This is a genomic window from Ardenticatena maritima, from assembly GCF_001306175.1.
In the GTDB taxonomy this organism is placed as follows: Bacteria; Chloroflexota; Anaerolineae; order Ardenticatenales; family Ardenticatenaceae; genus Ardenticatena; species Ardenticatena maritima.
In genome coordinates, this window is sequence record NZ_LGKN01000009.1 from 317,570 (window position 1) to 335,892 (window position 18,323).

Genomic DNA, 18,323 nt, shown 5'->3' on the forward strand with positions numbered 1-18,323 from the left:
CATGCGAGCACTCTTGCAAAACGATGTGTTGCTAGCCGCCCTTTTTGGTTGGCTGATGGCGCAAATTCTCAAAGTGTTCACCCACCGCGCCATTGCCGGGCGTTGGGATTTGGGCGTGGCGTGGAGTACGGGGGGCATGCCCAGCACACACAGCGCCATCGTCGCCGGCCTGGCGACGAGTGTCGCCTTGCAACACGGGCTCGCTGATACCCGTTTCGCCATTACCGTTGTGTTTGCCGGCATCGTCATGTACGACGCCGCCGGCATCCGCCGTGCGGCTGGGCTTCACGCCCGCATTCTCAACCAGATTCTCGCCGAACTGTTTGAGGGGCATCCGCTCAGCCAGGCGCAATTGCGTGAACTGTTGGGGCACACGCCGCTTCAGGTGCTGGTCGGCGCGATTGTGGGTATTGCCAGCGCATGGGTGTATTGGCTTTGGCTGCGCTAACAATTGGCGTCGTGCACGCCGCCGGAGAGGGGGCAAGCGGCGCACGTGCACGACGCCATGGGGGGGGCTACCAGAACAGCATCAACATCAAAACCAGGAACAATGTGAGCAACGCCGCCGACAAGAACGCCACCCAAATCGCCACCATGTCAATGATATGCCGCGCATGCACCAGCACCACGCGCCACGCCACCACATTCACCATCGCCAGCACGATGTACACCACCACGAACAAGAGCAACAGAATATGGACACCATTCATCGTCCACCCCCTTTCTCACGCCGGCTTCCGCACGCGCCTTCACGAATGCCGCTCATGCCCCGGCACGATACCCTGCTCAAGCGCCGAAAGCAGCAGCATGGCGGTTGTCCACACCGGCGACGATTCTTGCCCATGAGGTACCACTTCAATCAATGACTGCACTTGCTGACGCAGGGCATCCGCCTGCCACGGCGCCACCAAGCGACGCACAGACGCCCCCACCACTGCCTCATCCAAGCGATAGTCCAGAATCAACACCGCGTTGTCGCCCACTTCAAACCCGAATGGCGCTGTTGTGGCTTGCAAAATCTGCGTGATACGCTGCTTGAAGCGCATCACCCCTTCTTTGGTGTACCAGTCGTGTATCGTCAACTCCGTCGCCGCCAGAATCACAGCATCACGGGCGTACTCGGTGAAGAGTGCGTTTTGCGCGTCGAAGGGCAAGCGCAACAAATTGGGGGTAAGACGTTCGAGATTGAGGCGATACGTCACACGCAGGCTCAACGTGATGGGAATGTAGAGGCGATCAAACAACCTGACATCGAAGCGCACCGGGCGATAGGCGTTTTTCACCAACCGCTCAATTTTCTCACCCGGCTGCAGTATCGTGAAGTGTCCATCGTACACAAAGCGCCGAATATACCCAAAACGGGTAATCACGGCATGGAATCCTTGCGGTGGGCGATAGATACGCGCCTTCAAAATAGCGAAGATGATCATCCCCACCAGCAACAACATGGCGGTGGCAAAGATGAATAACATAACCTCCTCCCTTCGTTCCAACACAATTCGACAAACGAAGCCAAGTGGTCGAGGACGTTCCCAAGAGTGCGAACACGCATGACGTTGAACACGACGTTGCGCATACTCCATCTCCTTTCTTGCTAACATTGTTGTTACTAAGTAAAATTTTTGTTGCATTTTGTATACCACATTTTCCGTGCAAAATCAAGCCCCTTTGGCTTAAATAAGTTGCTTTTTTTGAAATTTCCCTGCCAGGAAGACCTTAAAGGTCAGGCCCTGCCGGTTTTCCGGCACATCCCGCGCTCTTTCTGCTTCGGGCAATCAAAAAGCCACCCGCATGGGTGGCTGATGATTGGACGCGCCCTCCTCAAAAGGCATTTCACGTTGCCGGCTTGTAATAATTCGTCACGCGGCAGACCGAGAGCAACTTTTCACTTTCAACATGCCAAATCTCCACTTCATGCACAATAAACGAACGCGAACGCCGCAACACCCGCCCCACTACACGCACCGTTCCCTCACTCGCCGAACGCAAATGCGAGCCGTTGATCTCAATGCCCACAGGCACGCGCTCGCGCAAATCCGTGCGCCAAAAGGCGTGTGCGCTCGCGGCTGTCTCCGCCAGCAACAAACTCACGCCGCCATGCAACAACCCCACCGGCTGGCGCGCATTGTCCGTAATCGGCATTTGCATGACAATCTCGTCGTCGCTCACCGCCTCAAAGGTCGCCCCCAGCGGACCAATGGCTGTAAATTCGCGCGTCTTGTTCATCGCCGCCAACCACTCTTCCGGCGTGATAGTCTCGACATTCACCTGTTGAATAAACGCCAACACCTCTTCACGCATGAATCGCCTCCTTGTTGTTGGTCGCTTCATCAGGCGGCACCTGATACCACACATTCAGCGGAACACCAAACCTGACATCTGGCACATGGTTGTACTGCCTTTCACCAATTGTCAAAGCATGTGCAGCGCATATACTCGGCAGAGGGCTTTGTTGTACCATCCCAATTTCCAAAAGAAGAGCAAAGGAGCGAAAAGCCATGACGGAATATCGCATTGAACGCGATTCGCTTGGTGAAGTTCGTGTTCCAGCCAACGCCCTCTACGGGGCGCAAACGCAACGCGCTGTTGAAAACTTCCCGATTAGCGGCATCCGCTTCCCGCGTGTCTTCATTCGCGCCCTCGGTCTTATCAAAGGCGCTGCCGCCGCCGTCAACTACGACCTCGGCTTGCTAGATGAAGAACGCGCCAAAGCCATCCAACAAGCCGCCCAGGAAGTTGCCGAAGGGCGCTGGGATGAACACTTCCCCATTGACATCTTCCAAACGGGGTCTGGTACATCCACCAACATGAACGCCAACGAAGTCATCGCCAATCGTGCCACGCAAATTCTGGGGCACGAGATGGGCAGCAAATACGTGCACCCCAACGACCACGTGAACATGGGGCAATCGTCCAACGACGTTATTCCCACCGCCATCCATGTCAGCGCCTACCTCGAAGTGCATGAAATCTTGCTTCCTGGTTTGCGCCACTTGCAAAGCACGCTCGAAAAACGGGCGGCTGAACTCGACGACGTGGTCAAAACGGGGCGCACCCACCTCATGGACGCCATGCCGGTGCGCATGAGCCAGGAAATCGGCGGCTGGGCGTACCAAGTTCAGCAATCCATCGAGCGCATCGAACAATGCCTGCCGCGCCTCGCCAAACTCGCCATCGGCGGTACCGCCGTCGGCACCGGCATCAACGCCCACCCCGAATTTGGGGCGCGTGTGGCGGCAAAACTCGCCGAAATGACCGGTTTGCCCTTCGTCGAAACCGACAACCACTTCGCCGCCCAATCAGCCATGGACACCGCTACTGAACTCAGCAGCCATCTCAAAACCGCCGCCACGGCGCTCATGAAAATCGCCAACGACCTGCGCTGGATGAACAGCGGCCCCATCGCCGGCCTGGCGGAAATCACCCTGCCCGCCTTGCAACCGGGTTCCAGCATCATGCCGGGCAAAATCAACCCCGTGATTCCCGAAGCGATGATGATGGTCGCCGCGCAAGTCATCGGCAACGACATCACAATCGCCATCGGCAATGAGCGCGGCAACTTCCAGTTGAACGTTATGCTGCCGGTCATCGCGCACAACCTGTTGCAATCCATCACCATCCTGGGCAACGCGGCGCGCGTGCTCGCCGACAAAGCCGTGGCGGGCTTCACCGTCAACCGTGAGCGTATCACCAGCCTGGTTGACCGCAACCCCATTCTGGTGACGGCGCTCAACCCCGTCATCGGCTACGACCTCGCCGCCAAGATTGCCAAGAAAGCCTACGCCGAAGGGCGCAGTTTGAAGGAAGTGGCGCTCGAAATGACCGACCTGACGCCCGAGCAACTTGAAGAAATCCTCGACCCGCGTAAACTGACCGAAGGTGGCATTCACAAGTAAGCCGAACGCCGTGAAGCAACGAAGCGGGGGCGTGTTCTCAACGTCCCCGTTTTTTGTTTGTCGGCGCCGCCGAAACAAGCCATAACCCGTCCACCAAATCATCGTTATGTCAAGTGAAAAGAAGTTGAAGGAGTGCGCCATGCCTGAGCGCGTGACAGTCTTTGCCCCCGCCACAATCGCCAATGTGGGACCTGGTTTTGACGTGCTGGGCATTGCCGTGCAGGGGCTCGGCGATACCGTCACGGCCACACGCCGCACAACACCGGGTGTGGTCATCGAAGCCATCGAAGGCGACAACGGCCGCTTGCCGCGCGACGCGCACCGCAACACCGCCGGCGTCGCCGCCCAAGCCGTGCTCCGCCTGGCGCAGCGTGAGGCGACCGGCGTGGCGCTCACCATTCGCAAAGGGCTGCCGCTTGGCAGTGGTCTTGGGTCCAGCGCAGCCAGCGCCGCAGCCGCTGCCTGGGCAACCAACCTGCTGTTGGGCGAACCCCTCTCGCGCCATGAGGTGTTGCTGGCGTGCCTGGAAGCCGAAGCCGCTGTGAGCGGCTGGCATGCCGACAACGTCGGTCCCGCGCTGTTTGGAGGCGCGTTCATTGTGCGCACCTATGAACCGCTTGACGTGGTGACGCTGCCGCTCCCGGACTCGCTGGTCATCGTCCTCGTCACCCCCGACTACGAACTCCCAACCGCGGAAGCCCGCACCGTTGTGCCGCAAACCATTTCACTGGCGCAACACATCGTCAACAGCGGCAACCTTGCGGCGCTCATCGCCGGCCTCTGCCGCGGCGACGCCACGCTTGTGGGACGCGCCGTCAACGACGTGATTGTCGAACCATCGCGCGCCCACCTCATACCGGGCTTTGGCGCCGTCAAAGCCGCGGCGCTCGCGGCGGGCGCGTTTGGGTGCTCCATCAGCGGCGCGGGACCAACGCTGTTTGCCTTCACCGATACGATTCAGCAGGGAGCCACCATTGCCGCCGCCATGCAAGCCGCATTTGCCGAACATGGCATTTCCAGCCGGGCGCTGGTTACAAACGGCTGCAACGAAGGCGCCTGTGTGGTCGAACGCCCATAAGGCGGAGTTCACCATGAATTTGATGCCCGCCTCTCCTTCGGGTATGATGCCCGCCAGACCAATCCGAGCCTTCTGAGAGAGAGGTATGCGCACACTCATTCGCCGCATTTGGAACGTGTTTGCCATCCTGGGTATGACAGTCACGCTCTATTTTCTTCTGCTCATTGTGCTCATCTATCTGCAAGCCCGCCATGACGAATTGCGCCCCGCCGATGCGATTGTCGTCCTCGGCACAGCGCAGTATAACGGCAAACCGTCCCCGGTATTGAGCGCCCGCCTCGACCACGCCGCCGACCTCTACCATCGCGGTATTGCGCCCATCATCATCACCACGGGCGGGCATGGTCCCGACCCGCTCTACACGGAAGCCGGTGTTGGCAAAGTCTATCTCATCGAACAGGGTATCCCCGAAAGCGCAATCCTGACCGAAGAGCGCGGAGAAACCAGTTGGGAAAGCATGGTCGAAGTCCAACGCCTGGCAAACGCCCACCAGATACGCCGGATTGTGCTCGTCAGCGACCCCTTCCACGTCCTGCGGCTCAAACTCATGGCGCGCCACCTTGGGCTCGAAGCGGTGGGCTCCCCCACACGCACCTCTCCCATCTCCGACCAGCCGCTTGTGGAGTTTGCCTACGTTGTGCGCGAAGCCCTGGGCATTACACACCACGAAATGCAACAACTCTTGCTTTCGCTCACCACGTGGTCGCCAAAAGCACCTTCCGCCGATTTTTCTCACCAATGAGGAACACAAAAGGCGCGGCAAAAGCCGCGCCTTTTCGCCCTCAGCCTCTCTCGCTACGCTTCAGCGTCCTCTTGCGCCTCTTCATCTGAACCCTGCGGCGCTTCTTCTTCGTCCAACGCCAGGTCGGTCATGCTGGTGCGCACCATCAACTCTTCAAACTCTTCGCGTTCCAGCGTTTCCACTTCCAGCAAACGCTGCGCCACCGCTTCCAATTGGTCGCGGTGTTCGCGCAACACCTGCAACGCCCGCTCGTAGGCTTCGGTCACCAGCCGCTTCACCTCGGCGTCAATTTCGCGCGCCACTTTTTCGCTGTAATTGCGATGCTCGGTAATCTCACGCCCCAAAAAGACCATCTCTTCGCGTTCGCCATACTGCAACGGTCCCAAACGCTCGCTCATGCCGTAGCGTGTGACCATCGCGCGCGCCAGCTCCGTCACCTGTTTGAGGTCGTTGCTCGCGCCCGTCGAGACATCGCCAAACACGATTTCCTCAGCGGCACGCCCCCCCAACATACTCGCCATGCGGTCCAAAAATTGCGAATAACTGTACAACGTGCGCTCTTCTTCGGGCATGTACCACGTATACCCGCCTGCACGCCCACGTGGAATAATCGTAATCTTGTGCACCTGGTCGGCGTGCGGCATGTGGTACATCACAACCGCATGTCCCGCTTCGTGATACGCCGTCAGGCGGCGCTCTTCCTCACTCAGCAAGCGGCTGCGGCGCTCCGGTCCCATGACGACGCGCTCAATCGCCTCGTTGAACTCCGCCATGCCAATCACACGTTTCTTGCGCCGCGCCGCCAAAATCGCCGCTTCGTTCACCAGGTTCTCCAAATCCGCCCCTGTGAAGCCCGGCGTCCCGCGCGCGATAGCGTCCAAATCCACATCAGACGCCAGGGGCTTCCCGCGCACATGCACGCCCAGAATGGCACGGCGACCGCGCACATCGGGGCGGTCCAGCACAACGCGGCGGTCGAAACGACCGGGGCGCAACAACGCCGGGTCGAGAATGTCGGGGCGGTTGGTGGCGGCAATCACAATCACATTGGTGTCGGTGTCGAAGCCGTCCATCTCCACCAGAATCTGGTTGAGCGTCTGCTCACGCTCATCATGGCTTCCGCCCAAGCCGGCGCCACGCTGGCGGCCAACCGCGTCAATCTCGTCAATGAAAATGATGCAGGGGCTGTTGCGCTTCGCCTGCTCAAACAGGTCACGCACGCGGCTTGCGCCAACGCCCACGAACATTTCCACGAACTCACTCCCGGAGATGCTGAAGAAAGGCACACCGGCCTCGCCAGCGACGGCGCGCGCCATCAACGTCTTGCCGGTCCCCGGCGGCCCGACCATCAGCACACCTTTGGGAATACGCGCCCCCAACGCAGCAAACTTGGACGGCTCACGCAAGAACTCCACAACCTCTTTCAACTCTTCCTTGGCTTCGTCCGCCCCGGCAACATCATTGAACGTCACCGTCGGCTTGTCGCCCGTGAACATGCGCGCACGGCTTTTGCCAAAGGACATCGCCTGATTGTTCGAGCCCTGTGCCTGGCGCAGCATGAAAATCAACAAGCCACCAAAAAGCAACAACGGCAGGGCACTGCTCAGCAAGAACCCCAAACCGCGCAACTGGGAATCATCTTGAACAATGAAGGCTTCCAGCGATTGCAACTCTTCCTCAGTCACACCAAGGTTTTTCAGCGCCTCAACCGCCGTCACATTGCTTCCCTTGCGCGTGATCAAGCGCGTACCGTCATACCGTTCAGCCGTAATGGTATCGCCGCGCACCGTAATATCGCGGATGCGCCCCGCCTTGATTTCCAGCGCCAACTGCTGGATACTGTCGGGCGACTGCGTGGAACGCGCCGTCCCAAAGTTCATGAAGACGGCAATACCTATCACGATGATGAGCAACCAGAACAATCCGCTCCGTAAAAACTTGGAATTCATACTCCCTCGCACAACCTTCGACTTGGTCAGTTTTCTTGGAAAAGAAGTATAGCACGCCCCCCTTTGGACACAAAGGGAACTTTCCAACGCCGCCCCGCGCGCCGCATTGCAATACGCACGCACATCCCACCGCCTGCCTGATGACACCCCTCAAACATGACAACATTCACTTGTGAAAAATATCACAACCCTGTATGGTGTATGCGAACGAACACGATGATGTGCCCCGTGCAAAGCCGCACAGCCCCACTTAGCCAAGCAAACACTTGTTCGTATTGTGAAGCAAAGAACAATCCCGATTGACAGATGCACTCATGCGGCTTACAATCGCGCCATCAAACAACATGGCGCAATGGTGCGGAGAGAGTTTTATGAAAGTGGAACGGAGACAGATTACCCTTGACGAGGTGCGGCGTGACCCACAGGTGCAAGCCTACATTCACCAGGCGAATGAGAACCTGAAAGCCCTGGGCTATACCGAACACGGCACACGCCACGCCTCGCTGGTCGCCCACATTGCGGGCAACATTCTTGAACACCTCGGGTATCCGCGCCGCACGGTCGAACTCGCCGAAATCGCCGCCTATCTTCACGACATCGGGAACGTCGTCCATCGCGAACACCATGCCATGAGTGGGGCGCTCATCGCGCAGGATATGCTGGCGCGGCTGGGCATGCCGTGGGACGAAATCGCGCTGATTATCAACGCGATTGGCAACCACGAAGAGGAGCGCGGTTTTACGTCCACACCCATCAGCGCCGCGCTGGTCATCGCCGACAAAGCCGATGTGCACCGGAGCCGCGTCCAGCAACCCGACCCCGCCAAGCACGATATTCACGACCGTGTGAACTTCGCCGTCAACCATTCGTTCGTCCGTGTGGATGCGGAAAAGCGCACGATTGCCCTGGAATTGACGATTGACACCACCATCGCTTCCGTCATGGAGTACTTTGAGATTTTTCTGAGCCGTATGTTGATGTGCCGCCAGGCGGCGGAGACGTTGGACTGCCGTTTTGAACTTATCGTCAATGATGTGCGTCTTTACTAAACAATCCAACTCCAAAAAAGCATTTTGATTTCAATCAACGTATAAAGGAGGCTTCGTATGGCAACCCTTGAAAAGCAACGTGAAGGCGTCGCCAGTCAGTACGGTTTGGAAGAACACGGGCTGGAACTCGCCCCGTCCATTTATTGGAACTTGCCGCCCGCCCGCCTGTATGAAGAAGCGCTGAAACGGGGAGAAGGCGTGTTGGCGGCGCCGGGCACGTTCACGGCGATTACGGCGCCCCACACTGGCCGCTCGCCCAAGGATCGCTTTGTGGTGCGCGAACCGTCGACCGAGCAGGAAATTTGGTGGGGGAATGTCAACGTCCCCATCGAACCGCACTTCTTCGATGCGCTCTACGCCGACATCACGGCATATTTGCGCGAGCGCGACCTGTTTGTGCGCGACATGTACGCCGGCGCCGACCCCGAATATCGCATCAATGTGCGCCTCATCTCCGAATCGGCGTGGCACAACCTGTTTGCCCACAACATGTTCGTGCGCCCCACCATCCACGAACTGCCCAACATCAAGCCGGATTGGACGATTTTGCACGCGCCCCACTTCAAAGCCGACCCGGCGCGCCACGGCACACGCACAGAAACGGCCATTGTGCTGAACTTTGCGCGCAAAATGGTCTTGATCGCGGGTACGAAGTACGCCGGTGAAATCAAGAAGTCCATCTTCGCGGTGATGAACTTCTGGCTGCCGAGCGTGGGAGTGTTGCCCATGCACTGCTCGGCGAACCTGGGCGAAAACGGCGATACGGCGCTCTTCTTCGGCTTGTCGGGCACGGGCAAAACCACGCTTTCGTCGGATCCCACGCGCTATCTCATCGGCGACGATGAACACGGTTGGTCGCCCAAGGGCGTTTTCAACTTTGAAGGTGGGTGCTACGCCAAGGTGATTCGCCTTTCGCCCACGGGTGAACCGGAAATTTACGCCGCGACTCTGCAATATGGCTCGATTATGGAAAACGTGGTGCTCGACCCCATCACGCGCGAACCGCTTTTTGACGACGACAGCATCACCGAAAACACGCGCAGTTCCTACCCGCTCACAGCGGTACCCAAGCATGTGCCCGGCGGGCAAGGGCGTCATCCCGAACACATCTTCTTCCTCTCCGCGGACGCCTTTGGCGTGTTGCCGCCCATCGCCCGCCTGACACCTGAACAAGCGATGTACTACTTCATCTCAGGCTACACCGCCAAAGTGGCCGGCACTGAACGGGGCATTACCGAGCCACAAGCCACTTTCAGCGAATGCTTTGGCGCGCCCTTCCTGCCGCGCAACCCAACCGTGTACGCCAAAATGCTGGGCGAGTTGATGACCAAGCACAACGCCAAGGTGTGGCTGGTCAACACAGGTTGGACGGGCGGTCCCTACGGCGTGGGGCGGCGCATGAAACTGGACTACACCCGCGCGATGGTGCGCGCCGCGTTGAACAACCGCCTGAACGATGTGGAAACCGTGGAAGACCCCATTTTCGGGTTGCACATCCCTGTGAGCGTGCCGGATGTCCCCGATGAGGTGCTGGTGCCGCGCAACACCTGGGCGGACAAAGAAGCCTACGACGCCAAAGCCCGCGAGTTGGCGCGCCTCTTCCGCGAAAACTTCAAGAAGTACGAAGCCGAGGTGGACGAAGCGGTACTTGCGGCAGGTCCCAAGTCCGCATAAAATAGTCGCTCGCTTGCAGGACGGCTCACACACCGCCGGGTGAACGCATCGCCCGGCGGTTTTCTCTCTTCATTTGTAGATGTTTGAGGACGTTGCGGCATGGTTCAGGAGTGGCTGGCACTCATCCCGAATATTGATTTGTGGTCGCGCTTTGCGCTGGCGCTGGCGTTGGGGGCGCTGGTGGGCTTGGAGCGCGAGTATGCCCAGCAACACGTCGCTCCTGCGCCGGCTTCATTCGCCGGCATTCGCACCTTCCCCCTCATCGCTCTGCTGGGCGCGCTGAGCGCTTTCACCGCCGACTTGTTCGACATGCCCTCGTTCTTTGCCGTGGGGTTTGGGGGGCTGGCGGTGCTGGTGGGCGTATCGTATGTGCGCCGCCTGGGCGATGAACGTGGTGAAGGCATCACAACCGAAGTCGCTATCTTGCTGACCTTCCTTTTTGGCGGGTTGACATACCGCGAGCAGGGTGAAATTGCCAGCGCCCTCACCGTGATCATGACCATGCTCCTTTCACTGCGGCGCAGCCTGCACGACCTGGCACGCAACCTGACCCGCGACGACTTGCTGGCCACCTTGCAATTTGCCCTCATCACCGTGGTGATTTTGCCCTTGTTGCCCAATCGGGCGCTTGACCCTTTCGGCGTGCTCAACCCCTACCGCATTTGGCTGCTCGTGGTCTTCATCTCCGGGTTGAGTTTCGGCGGCTACGTCGCCATCAAACTGTTCGGCGCGGGGCGGGCGCTCTGGCTGATGGGGTTGCTGGGGGGCATCGTTTCCAGCACTGCCACCACGCTGACTTTTGCCGGGCGCAGCCATGACAACCCGGCGCTTTCGCCGGCGTTTGCCAGCGCCATTTTGCTGGCTTCGACCGTGGTTTTCCCGCGCACACTGATTTTGCTGGCGCTCATCGCCCCTGAGTTGTTTTGGTTGAGCCTGCCTTTTTTGGGGAGTTTGTTTATCGTTGGCTTGCTCACCAGTTTTGCGCTCATGTTCTGGTATCGTCCCGGCAAAGAAGAGCGCCAACTGCAATTGCAAAACCCGCTGAACCTGATAGACGCCGTCAAATTTGCCGCCATGTTCACGGCGGTGCTCTTTCTTGTTGATGTCAGCGAGACCTATTTTGGCAATGCGGGGTTGTACATCACCAGCATCATCGCCGGCTTCACCAGCACCAGCGCCACGGTGCTTTCACTGGCAAACCTGGCGTCGCTGGGGAACATTCCAGCCAGCACCGCCCTCATTGCCATTCTGCTCGCCATCCTCTCCAACATTCTCTCGAAAGCCTTTTTGGCGGCTTCATTGGGGGCGCGTGCCATGCGCCGCCCGGTGTTGCTGGGGTTTGGCATCTTCTTCATCGCCAACGTCATCGCGCTGGCGAGCGCGCTCAGCCTTGCCCGCTAACCCTTGCGATTTGCGCCCCTCATCACCTTGCTGAGAATAAGCGCGGACCAGACGTCTTTTCTATCAACCAACGCCCGGAGGCTCGCATTATGCGCATTGCACGCATTCACCATCCCCAGTTCACCGGTTATGCTCTTGTGGAAGGCGAAGAGGTGCGCCCCATCCTTGGCGACCTTTTCGGCGCGTGGGCACCCGCCGCCGTCACCTTCTCGCTCGAAAGCGTGCGCCTGCTGGCGCCCGTGCAACCCAGCAAAATCATCTGCGTGGGGCGCAACTACGCCGCCCACGCCGCAGAACATGGCGCCGAAGTGCCCAAAGAGCCGCTCTTCTTCATGAAACCGCCCAGCGCCGTCATCGGTCCCGACGACGCCATTCACCTGCCCCCGCTGAGCGAGCAAGTGGAGCACGAAGCCGAACTCGCTGTGGTGATTGGGCGGCGCGCTCGCCATCTCACGCGCGAAAACGCCATGTCGGTGGTGTTTGGCTACACCTGCGCCAACGACGTCACCGCCCGCGACTTGCAACGGCGCGACGGACAATGGACGCGCGCCAAGGGATTCGACACGTTCGCCCCATTGGGTCCCTGGATTGAGACCGACCTCGACCCAACCACCTGCGAGGTGGTCTGCCGCGTCAATGGCGCTGTACGCCAACACGGCTACACGCGCGACATGGTCTTTGACATTCCCCACCTGCTGGTTGCCATCACTGCCGTGATGACGCTGGAGCCGGGCGATGTGCTGCTCACAGGCACGCCCGAAGGCGTCAGCCCCATCACAGCGGGTGATGTGGTTGAAGTGGAAGTGAGCGGCATTGGTCTGCTGCGCAACCGCGTGCAAGCGTGAACATGCATGCAAAACCTGTTGTCGCACAACCAAAGTTATGCTACTCTTGAGATGACTTCGCACACATGGAGGCAATCATCTATGCGGCACTTTCTGGACATTTCGAGCCTGACACGCGACGAATTTTTCCATCTGCTCACCCTTTCACGTCGTCTCAAAGAAGAATACAAAACGTACGGCGCGAACCCGCCCATTTTGCAGGGCAAAATTCTGGGCATGATTTTCCAGAAGCCCAGCCTGCGCACGCGCGTTTCCTTTGACGTTGCCATGCTGCACCTGGGCGGGCAGGCGCTTTACCTGAGCCCGAACGAAATCCAGTTGGGGAAGCGCGAAAGCGTGCCCGATGTGGCGCGCGTCATGGGGCGCTATGTGCACGCCATCATGGCGCGTGTGTTCGCCCATAGCGATGTGGAAACGCTTGCCGCTTACGCCGGCGTGCCCGTCATCAACGGGCTGTCGGATTACAGCCACCCGTGCCAGGCGCTCGCCGACTACCTGACCATGTGGGAACGCTGGGGAACATTTGAAGGCAAAACACTCGCCTGGGTGGGGGACGGCAACAACGTGCTGCACTCATTGCTCCATGCCGCCCCGCTGGCAGGGGTGCGCGTCCAAATCGCCACGCCCGAAGGCTACGAACCCGACGCCGCCACAGTTGAAAACGCCCGCGCCGCCGGCGTGGACGTGCTGTTGACGCACGACCCGCGCGAAGCCGTGCGCGGTGCAGACGCCATCTACACCGACGTCTGGACCAGCATGGGGCAAGAAGCCGAATACGCCGAGCGCGTCAAGGTCTTTACCCCCTACCAGGTCAACAGCGACCTGGTAGCCGCCAGCGGCAATCCCGATGTGATTGTCATGCACTGCTTGCCGGCGCACCGCGGTGAAGAAATCACCGACGACGTCGCCGACGGTCCCCACTCCGTGTTGTGGGACCAAGCCGAAAACCGCCTGCACGCCCAAAAGGGCTTGCTGGTCTGGTTGCTGACCGAAGTCAACTGAACGCCCGCAGGGTGGGGAACACGCTATTCCCCACCCTGTTGCCATAGTCCGCACCAATGAAACAGGCGAGGGACACAGTGAGTGAAATCGAGCGCTACCAACAACTACTAGACGAAGCCAATAGCCTCTTGTGGGAAGGGAAGCCATCCACAGCCGCGGAACGGTGCCGCCAGGCGATTGAACTACGCCCCGACGACCCCACCGCCTGGATGCACCTTGGCTATGCGCTCTTTGAAGCCAACCGCCTTGATGAAGCGCTCGATGCCTATGTGCGCGCCGAGGCGTTGCGCCCCGGCGACGTTGCCGCTATGACGAAAATCGCCGAAATCCAGGCCGCATTGGGGCGCACACCGCAAGCCGTGCAAGCCTTCCTCAAACTCGCCGACCGCTACATGGAACTGCGGCAGCCGGCGCAAGCCGTGCGCACCTGGCAACTCGTCTTGCGCTACGATCCTCACAACGAGCGTGCCTTGCGCAACCTGGCGGAAGCCTATCGGCGCGGCAACCGCCCCAACCTGGCGGCGCGCGCCCTCGTCACCCTCGCCAAGCATTTCATTCAGGCAAAGTATACCGAACAAGCCATCCAGGTGCTGGAAGAAGCACTGAACCTCACCCCCGAGGACGACGAAGCGCGGCGCATGCTTGCCAAACTGCGCGGCGAAACCATTGAGGAACCCGCACCCGCTGAGGGAATCGAGCATCTTCCCTCGCCCACAGAAGAAGCCGCCCAACGGGCGCTGGAACGCATGGCGGAAGCCTTCTTTGAACAAGCCGAGAAGGGCGAAAGCGAAGATCTTTCGCTGGAATTGAAGCGCGCACGCGCCATTGACCTGCAAACGCGCGGCTTGCTTCGCGAAGCGTTGCAACTCTACACTGAAATTCTGCAAGAAAGCGAGCCCGAACCCGAACTGCTCTACAATATCGGTATTCTGCACTTGGAATTGTTGCACTACAACGAAGCCATCGAGTTTTTGTCGCAAGCGAGCCGCACACCGGAATACGCTGTGCCGGCCAATATCGCCCTGGGGCAAGCCTACCAGCGCATGGGGCAATACGCCGAAGCCCGCGAGCACTACATGAAAGCGGTCAAACTGGTGGACTTGCAAGCGATTGACCGCGACCAGGCGGATGAGATGATTCAACTCTACGAAGGGCTGGCTGAGAGCGCCGAAGCGATTGGCGACCGCGCCGAAGCCGAAAAAATTACCCGTGCGCTTTCGGAGTTTCTCAGCCAAAAAGGATGGGAAGACAAACTGCGCGAAGTGCGCCTGCGCCTGGGCGACCTGATGGGCGAAGAATTTGCCATTGACGCGATTATTGACAGCGAGCGCTCATCCGAAGTGGTGGACGCGATCAACCGTATTGAGCAATACGCCAAAGAAGGACGCTTGCGCGCCGCACTGGATGAATACTACTTTGCGCTGAGCGTTGCGCCCTATTCGCTTGTGTTGCACATGCAAATGGCCGATGTCTTGCTCAAAGCCGGACGTATTGAGCAGGGCGTCGCCAAATTGCTGACTATCGCCGATGTCCAAATTGTGCAGGGCAACCCGCGCCAGGCGATGAAGACGTTGGAACGTGTGCTCGAATACGCCCCGCTCGCCACCTCGGTGCGCTCCGACTTGATTGATTTGCAAATCAGCCATGGTGAAATTGACGCCGCACTGGAAAACTACCTGGCGCTTGCGGACGCCTATTACAGCCTGGCGCAAGGTGATTTGGCGGTTGACCGCCTGCAAGAAGCGCTACGCATTGCGCCGCGCGGCAGCGACCCCACCGAATGGCAAAAACGCATCTACCGCAAAATCGCGCATATCCATAGCCAGCGGCTCAATTGGGCCAAAGCCGCCGCCGCTCTGGAAGCCCTCATCGAGATTGACCCGACCGACACCGAAGCCGCCGCCGAATTGACAGACCTCTACTACCGCCTTGGGCATGAGGAACAAGCGCGTACCGTCTTGCGCGACGTCACGGGCATGCTCAGCCGCACAGGCAAAACCGAAACAGCGCTGCTCATCTGGCAGCGCACGCTGCAACAACGCCCCGAAGACATTGAACTGCGCATTGCCATGGGGGAAGAATTGCTGGCGGCTGGGAAAACCGAAGAAGCCGCCAAAGTGTGGGAAGAAACGTTGGAACCGCTCGTCAAATCGGGGCAGCGCGCCAAAGCCGCCGCGCTCCTGCGCCGCATGATTGGGCTCAAAACCAGCGACGAACAACGATATCGCAAAATGTTGGCTGCGCTCATGCGCCAAATGCGTCATAGAGACTAACCAGGTCATCCATTGCGTCTATGGAATCACTTCAAGATGTCTGGCTCACATTGCAACGCCTCAATCCGGCCACGAACCCCTTGGCGCTGGCCGACATTCTCATGGTCTCGCTCATCATCTACGCCTTGCTCTACTTCATGCGCGGCACCCCTGTGGTGCAACTCATCCGCGGCATCCTTGTGCTGGTCGTCATCCTCTTTTTCCTGTCCAGTTTCACCCAACTGACGGCGCTACGCTGGCTGATTCGCAACGCCACCCCCGCCCTCTTTTTTGCCATCCCCGTCATCTTCCAGCCTGAAATTCGGCGCGGGCTGGAACGCCTGGGGCGTGGGAGTTTCTTCTTTGGGCGCTACTACGGGCAAAAGCCGACGATGGCGGGCGTTGTGCAAGAAGTGGCACAAGCCGCCAAACGCTTGAGCGAGCGCCGCTACGGCGCTCTCATCGTCTTCGAGCGTTCAGTACCACTCCAGGATATCATCGAAACCGGTATGCCCATTGACTCCGCCGTGACGGCGGAATTGCTGATTACCATTTTCTATCCGGGCACCCCCTTGCATGACGGCGCCGTCATCATTCGCGACCAGCGTATCGTCGCCGCGGCCTGCGTGCTCCCCCTCGCCGCCGAAGTGCCCGACCCGCAAATGGGCACACGCCACCGCGCCGCGCTGGGCGTCACCGAACAAACCGACGCCCTGGCGGTCGTTGTCTCCGAAGAAACGGGGCAAATTTCGCTGGCATACAGTGGGCGCATCATTCGCAATTTGGATGAGGGGCGGCTCACACGCCTCTTGTTGGCGTTCTATGAACCACGCAAGCGCGAGCCGACTGGCACCAAACCCAAACGCGAGCCGCCACAAGAGGTACAACAGCAACACTCTGAGGAAACGGTCTCAGAAGAGCCTGACGAGTCATAGGAAACACCAGGCACGATGAGCAACGCATACAAAACGGCGCTGTCCAACCTGTCTTCATTCATTCTCTCACTCATTCTCGGCATCATCATCTGGATGGTGGCCGTCAGCAGTGAAAACCCGATTGTGGAAAACACGTTTCCACCAAGCGGCGGTATCCCCGTGCAAATTCGCAATGTGCCGCCTGGCCTTGTCCCCTTGCTCGACAGCCAGCCGACCGTGACCCTGCTCCTGCGTGCGCCCAGCGACGTTTGGGCGGAAATTGACGCGAGCCAGTTTGAAGCCTGGGTGGACCTCAGCGGGCTGGGTCCCGGTTTGCACAGCGTGCCGGTGCAGGTTGCGCAAGCCCAGCCGCGCAATCGGCAAATCCGCATTTTGCGCGCACGTCCGGCGGAAATTCCCATCAAACTGGATCAAATCGAAGAGCGCCCCTATCCCGTTGAGGTTGAAATCACCGACCGCAATCTCATTCCGCTGAGTTATGAGGTTTTGCCGCCTCAGGTTGAGCCGATGACCGTGACCGTGCGTGGTCCCAGCACAAAACTGGATACGATTGACCGTGTGATTGCGCCCGTCACCATTGGGTCGGCACGCGCCACGTTTGAAACCCAAGCCACCCTGCAATTGCTCGACCGGGAAGGCAAAATCATTCAACAGGGCAATACGTCAAGCGATATTCGCATTGTCCAACCGCTGGATGGGCGCGTGCGTGTCATCGTGCCGATTCAGATTCGCCAGGGCTACCGTGAATTGCCAGTGCAGCCGCAAATTGTCGGTGAAGTCGCCCCCGGCTACTGGATTAGCGATATTGACGTGACACCGAAGACGCTGAGCGTGGTCGGCTTGCCCTCGGTTGTTGAAGCGCTGAGTTCGACCCTCAAAACAGAGCCGGTTGACGTGAGCGGTCTGCGTGACGGCATCTTCACCAAGCCGGTGCGCATTTTGCTGCCGGAAAGCGTTTCGCCGTTAGAAGGCGATGGCACCGTTGAAGTCACAGTCCGCGTGGAAGCGATTCGCAGCAGCAAGCGCTTTGCGGTGAAGCCCGAAGTGGTCGGGCTCGCCCCAGGGCTGGAAATCAAGCGCATTGCCCCTGAGACAATCGAGGTTCTGGTGGAAGGTCCTATCAGCGCCCTAGAGACGTTGACCCCCGACGAGGTGAAAGCCACGCTCGACCTGACCAATTTGCGCGAAGGGGTGCAACTGGTTCAGCCGCGCATTCGCATCACAGCGCCGGTGGCGGGGTTGCAAGTCGCATCCCATTTGCCGGAGCAAGTGGAAGTGACCATCGGTGTGCAAACGAGTATCCTGGCAATAGAGCGCCCCGTGACCGTTGAAGGCTTGCGCTCCTCGCTGGAAGCCTTCGTGACACCCTCAACGGTCAGCATCACGCTGGAAGGACCCACCTTTGACTTGCAAACGTTGCGAGAAGAGAGCATCGTTGCCAGTGTGAACGTCAGCAACCTGGGCATAGGCGTCCATGTGCTGACGCCCACCATCAACGCT

The 18,323-nt window shown here is 59.2% G+C and carries 16 protein-coding genes and 1 pseudogene; 12 read left to right on the forward strand and 5 right to left on the reverse strand.

The features are described 5' to 3' along the window. Position 1 precedes the first annotated feature (1 nt). Positions 2-448 carry a divergent PAP2 family protein gene (locus SE16_RS14290; RefSeq protein WP_054492185.1) on the forward strand — a complete coding sequence of 149 codons (447 nt, stop codon included), beginning with the start codon at positions 2-4 and terminating at the stop codon, positions 446-448. 67 nt (positions 449-515) lie between these two features. Here the strand turns inward: SE16_RS14290 and SE16_RS14295 are convergent, their stop codons facing one another. From SE16_RS14295 to SE16_RS16085, 4 genes are all read right to left on the reverse strand, one after another. Beyond that, complete coding sequence (locus SE16_RS14295) at positions 516-710, reverse strand: hypothetical protein (RefSeq protein ID WP_054492183.1); 195 nt, start codon at positions 708-710, stop codon at positions 516-518. Between the two features lie 39 nt (positions 711-749). Next, positions 750-1,472, reverse strand: coding sequence for an SPFH domain-containing protein (locus SE16_RS14300; protein ID WP_054492181.1), 723 nt, complete (start codon positions 1,470-1,472; stop codon positions 750-752). Positions 1,473-1,833: 361 nt separating this feature from the next. Then, the gene (locus SE16_RS14305) at positions 1,834-2,301 is read right to left on the reverse strand and encodes a PaaI family thioesterase (RefSeq protein ID WP_054492179.1); all 468 of its coding nucleotides are present in this window, start codon (positions 2,299-2,301) and stop codon (positions 1,834-1,836) included. Then, on the reverse strand, positions 2,294-2,500 hold the full coding sequence (locus SE16_RS16085; RefSeq protein ID WP_161804558.1) for a hypothetical protein: 207 nt from the start codon (positions 2,498-2,500) through the stop codon (positions 2,294-2,296). Before SE16_RS16085 ends, SE16_RS14305 begins: the two co-directional genes overlap by 8 nt. Between SE16_RS16085 and SE16_RS14310 the strand changes: the two genes are divergently transcribed. The 3 genes from SE16_RS14310 (at position 2,499) to SE16_RS14320 (ending at position 5,716) form a co-directional block, all read left to right on the forward strand. Next, on the forward strand, positions 2,499-3,896 hold the full coding sequence (locus SE16_RS14310) for a class II fumarate hydratase (RefSeq protein WP_054492178.1): 1,398 nt from the start codon (positions 2,499-2,501) through the stop codon (positions 3,894-3,896). The genes SE16_RS16085 and SE16_RS14310 overlap by 2 nt on opposite strands. A gap of 139 nt (positions 3,897-4,035) precedes the next feature. After that, positions 4,036-4,974 (forward strand): homoserine kinase, encoded by a 939-nt coding sequence (locus SE16_RS14315; protein ID WP_060687767.1) that lies wholly within the window; start codon positions 4,036-4,038, stop codon positions 4,972-4,974. An 85-nt stretch (positions 4,975-5,059) separates the two neighbouring features. Beyond that, on the forward strand, positions 5,060-5,716 hold the full coding sequence (locus tag SE16_RS14320; RefSeq protein WP_054492176.1) for a YdcF family protein: 657 nt from the start codon (positions 5,060-5,062) through the stop codon (positions 5,714-5,716). A 53-nt stretch (positions 5,717-5,769) separates the two neighbouring features. Here SE16_RS14320 and ftsH read toward each other — a convergent pair whose 3' ends face one another. Next, the gene (gene ftsH / locus SE16_RS14325; protein WP_082374033.1) at positions 5,770-7,665 is read right to left on the reverse strand and encodes an ATP-dependent zinc metalloprotease FtsH; all 1,896 of its coding nucleotides are present in this window, start codon (positions 7,663-7,665) and stop codon (positions 5,770-5,772) included. A gap of 371 nt (positions 7,666-8,036) precedes the next feature. On the opposite strand from ftsH, the gene SE16_RS14330 reads away from it, so the two are divergent. From SE16_RS14330 to SE16_RS16535, 8 genes and pseudogenes are all read left to right on the forward strand, one after another. Then, the gene (locus tag SE16_RS14330; protein ID WP_054492174.1) at positions 8,037-8,714 is read left to right on the forward strand and encodes an HD domain-containing protein; all 678 of its coding nucleotides are present in this window, start codon (positions 8,037-8,039) and stop codon (positions 8,712-8,714) included. A gap of 57 nt (positions 8,715-8,771) precedes the next feature. Then, positions 8,772-10,388, forward strand: coding sequence for a phosphoenolpyruvate carboxykinase (ATP) (gene pckA, locus SE16_RS14335; RefSeq protein WP_054492172.1), 1,617 nt, complete (start codon positions 8,772-8,774; stop codon positions 10,386-10,388). 99 nt (positions 10,389-10,487) lie between these two features. Beyond that, the gene (locus SE16_RS14340) at positions 10,488-11,789 is read left to right on the forward strand and encodes an MgtC/SapB family protein (RefSeq protein ID WP_054492170.1); all 1,302 of its coding nucleotides are present in this window, start codon (positions 10,488-10,490) and stop codon (positions 11,787-11,789) included. Positions 11,790-11,878: 89 nt separating this feature from the next. Continuing rightward, entirely contained in the window at positions 11,879-12,634 is a 756-nt protein-coding gene (locus tag SE16_RS14345; protein ID WP_054492168.1) for a fumarylacetoacetate hydrolase family protein, read from the forward strand. Positions 12,635-12,715: 81 nt separating this feature from the next. Beyond that, positions 12,716-13,636: an ornithine carbamoyltransferase gene (gene argF, locus SE16_RS14350; RefSeq protein ID WP_054492166.1), complete on the forward strand. Its 921-nt coding sequence runs from the start codon at positions 12,716-12,718 to the stop codon at positions 13,634-13,636. A gap of 77 nt (positions 13,637-13,713) precedes the next feature. Beyond that, positions 13,714-15,909 carry a tetratricopeptide repeat protein gene (locus tag SE16_RS14355; protein ID WP_054492165.1) on the forward strand — a complete coding sequence of 732 codons (2,196 nt, stop codon included), beginning with the start codon at positions 13,714-13,716 and terminating at the stop codon, positions 15,907-15,909. 20 nt (positions 15,910-15,929) lie between these two features. After that, a complete protein-coding gene (gene cdaA / locus SE16_RS14360) occupies positions 15,930-16,823 on the forward strand; it encodes a diadenylate cyclase CdaA (RefSeq protein ID WP_082374029.1) in 894 nt (297 codons plus the stop codon). 93 nt (positions 16,824-16,916) lie between these two features. Then, positions 16,917-18,095 (forward strand): annotated as a pseudogene (locus SE16_RS16535) (CdaR family protein); the annotation flags it as partial. Between the last annotated feature and the right edge of the window lie 228 nt (positions 18,096-18,323).

Excerpts from the sequence above, each read along its gene's own strand:
- SE16_RS14290 (WP_054492185.1), top strand. The coding sequence starts at position 2 with ATGCGAGCACTCTTGCAAAACGATGTGTTGCTAGCCGCCCTTTTTGGT.
- SE16_RS14295 (WP_054492183.1), bottom strand. The coding sequence starts at position 710 with ATGAATGGTGTCCATATTCTGTTGCTCTTGTTCGTGGTGGTGTACATC.
- SE16_RS14300 (WP_054492181.1), bottom strand. The coding sequence starts at position 1,472 with ATGTTATTCATCTTTGCCACCGCCATGTTGTTGCTGGTGGGGATGATC.
- SE16_RS14305 (WP_054492179.1), bottom strand. The coding sequence starts at position 2,301 with ATGCGTGAAGAGGTGTTGGCGTTTATTCAACAGGTGAATGTCGAGACT.
- SE16_RS14310 (WP_054492178.1), top strand. The coding sequence starts at position 2,499 with ATGACGGAATATCGCATTGAACGCGATTCGCTTGGTGAAGTTCGTGTT.
- SE16_RS16085 (WP_161804558.1), bottom strand. The coding sequence starts at position 2,500 with ATGGCTTTTCGCTCCTTTGCTCTTCTTTTGGAAATTGGGATGGTACAA.
- SE16_RS14315 (WP_060687767.1), top strand. The coding sequence starts at position 4,036 with ATGCCTGAGCGCGTGACAGTCTTTGCCCCCGCCACAATCGCCAATGTG.
- SE16_RS14320 (WP_054492176.1), top strand. The coding sequence starts at position 5,060 with ATGCGCACACTCATTCGCCGCATTTGGAACGTGTTTGCCATCCTGGGT.
- ftsH (WP_082374033.1), bottom strand. The coding sequence starts at position 7,665 with ATGAATTCCAAGTTTTTACGGAGCGGATTGTTCTGGTTGCTCATCATC.
- SE16_RS14330 (WP_054492174.1), top strand. The coding sequence starts at position 8,037 with ATGAAAGTGGAACGGAGACAGATTACCCTTGACGAGGTGCGGCGTGAC.
- pckA (WP_054492172.1), top strand. The coding sequence starts at position 8,772 with ATGGCAACCCTTGAAAAGCAACGTGAAGGCGTCGCCAGTCAGTACGGT.
- SE16_RS14340 (WP_054492170.1), top strand. The coding sequence starts at position 10,488 with ATGGTTCAGGAGTGGCTGGCACTCATCCCGAATATTGATTTGTGGTCG.
- SE16_RS14345 (WP_054492168.1), top strand. The coding sequence starts at position 11,879 with ATGCGCATTGCACGCATTCACCATCCCCAGTTCACCGGTTATGCTCTT.
- argF (WP_054492166.1), top strand. The coding sequence starts at position 12,716 with ATGCGGCACTTTCTGGACATTTCGAGCCTGACACGCGACGAATTTTTC.
- cdaA (WP_082374029.1), top strand. The coding sequence starts at position 15,930 with ATGGAATCACTTCAAGATGTCTGGCTCACATTGCAACGCCTCAATCCG.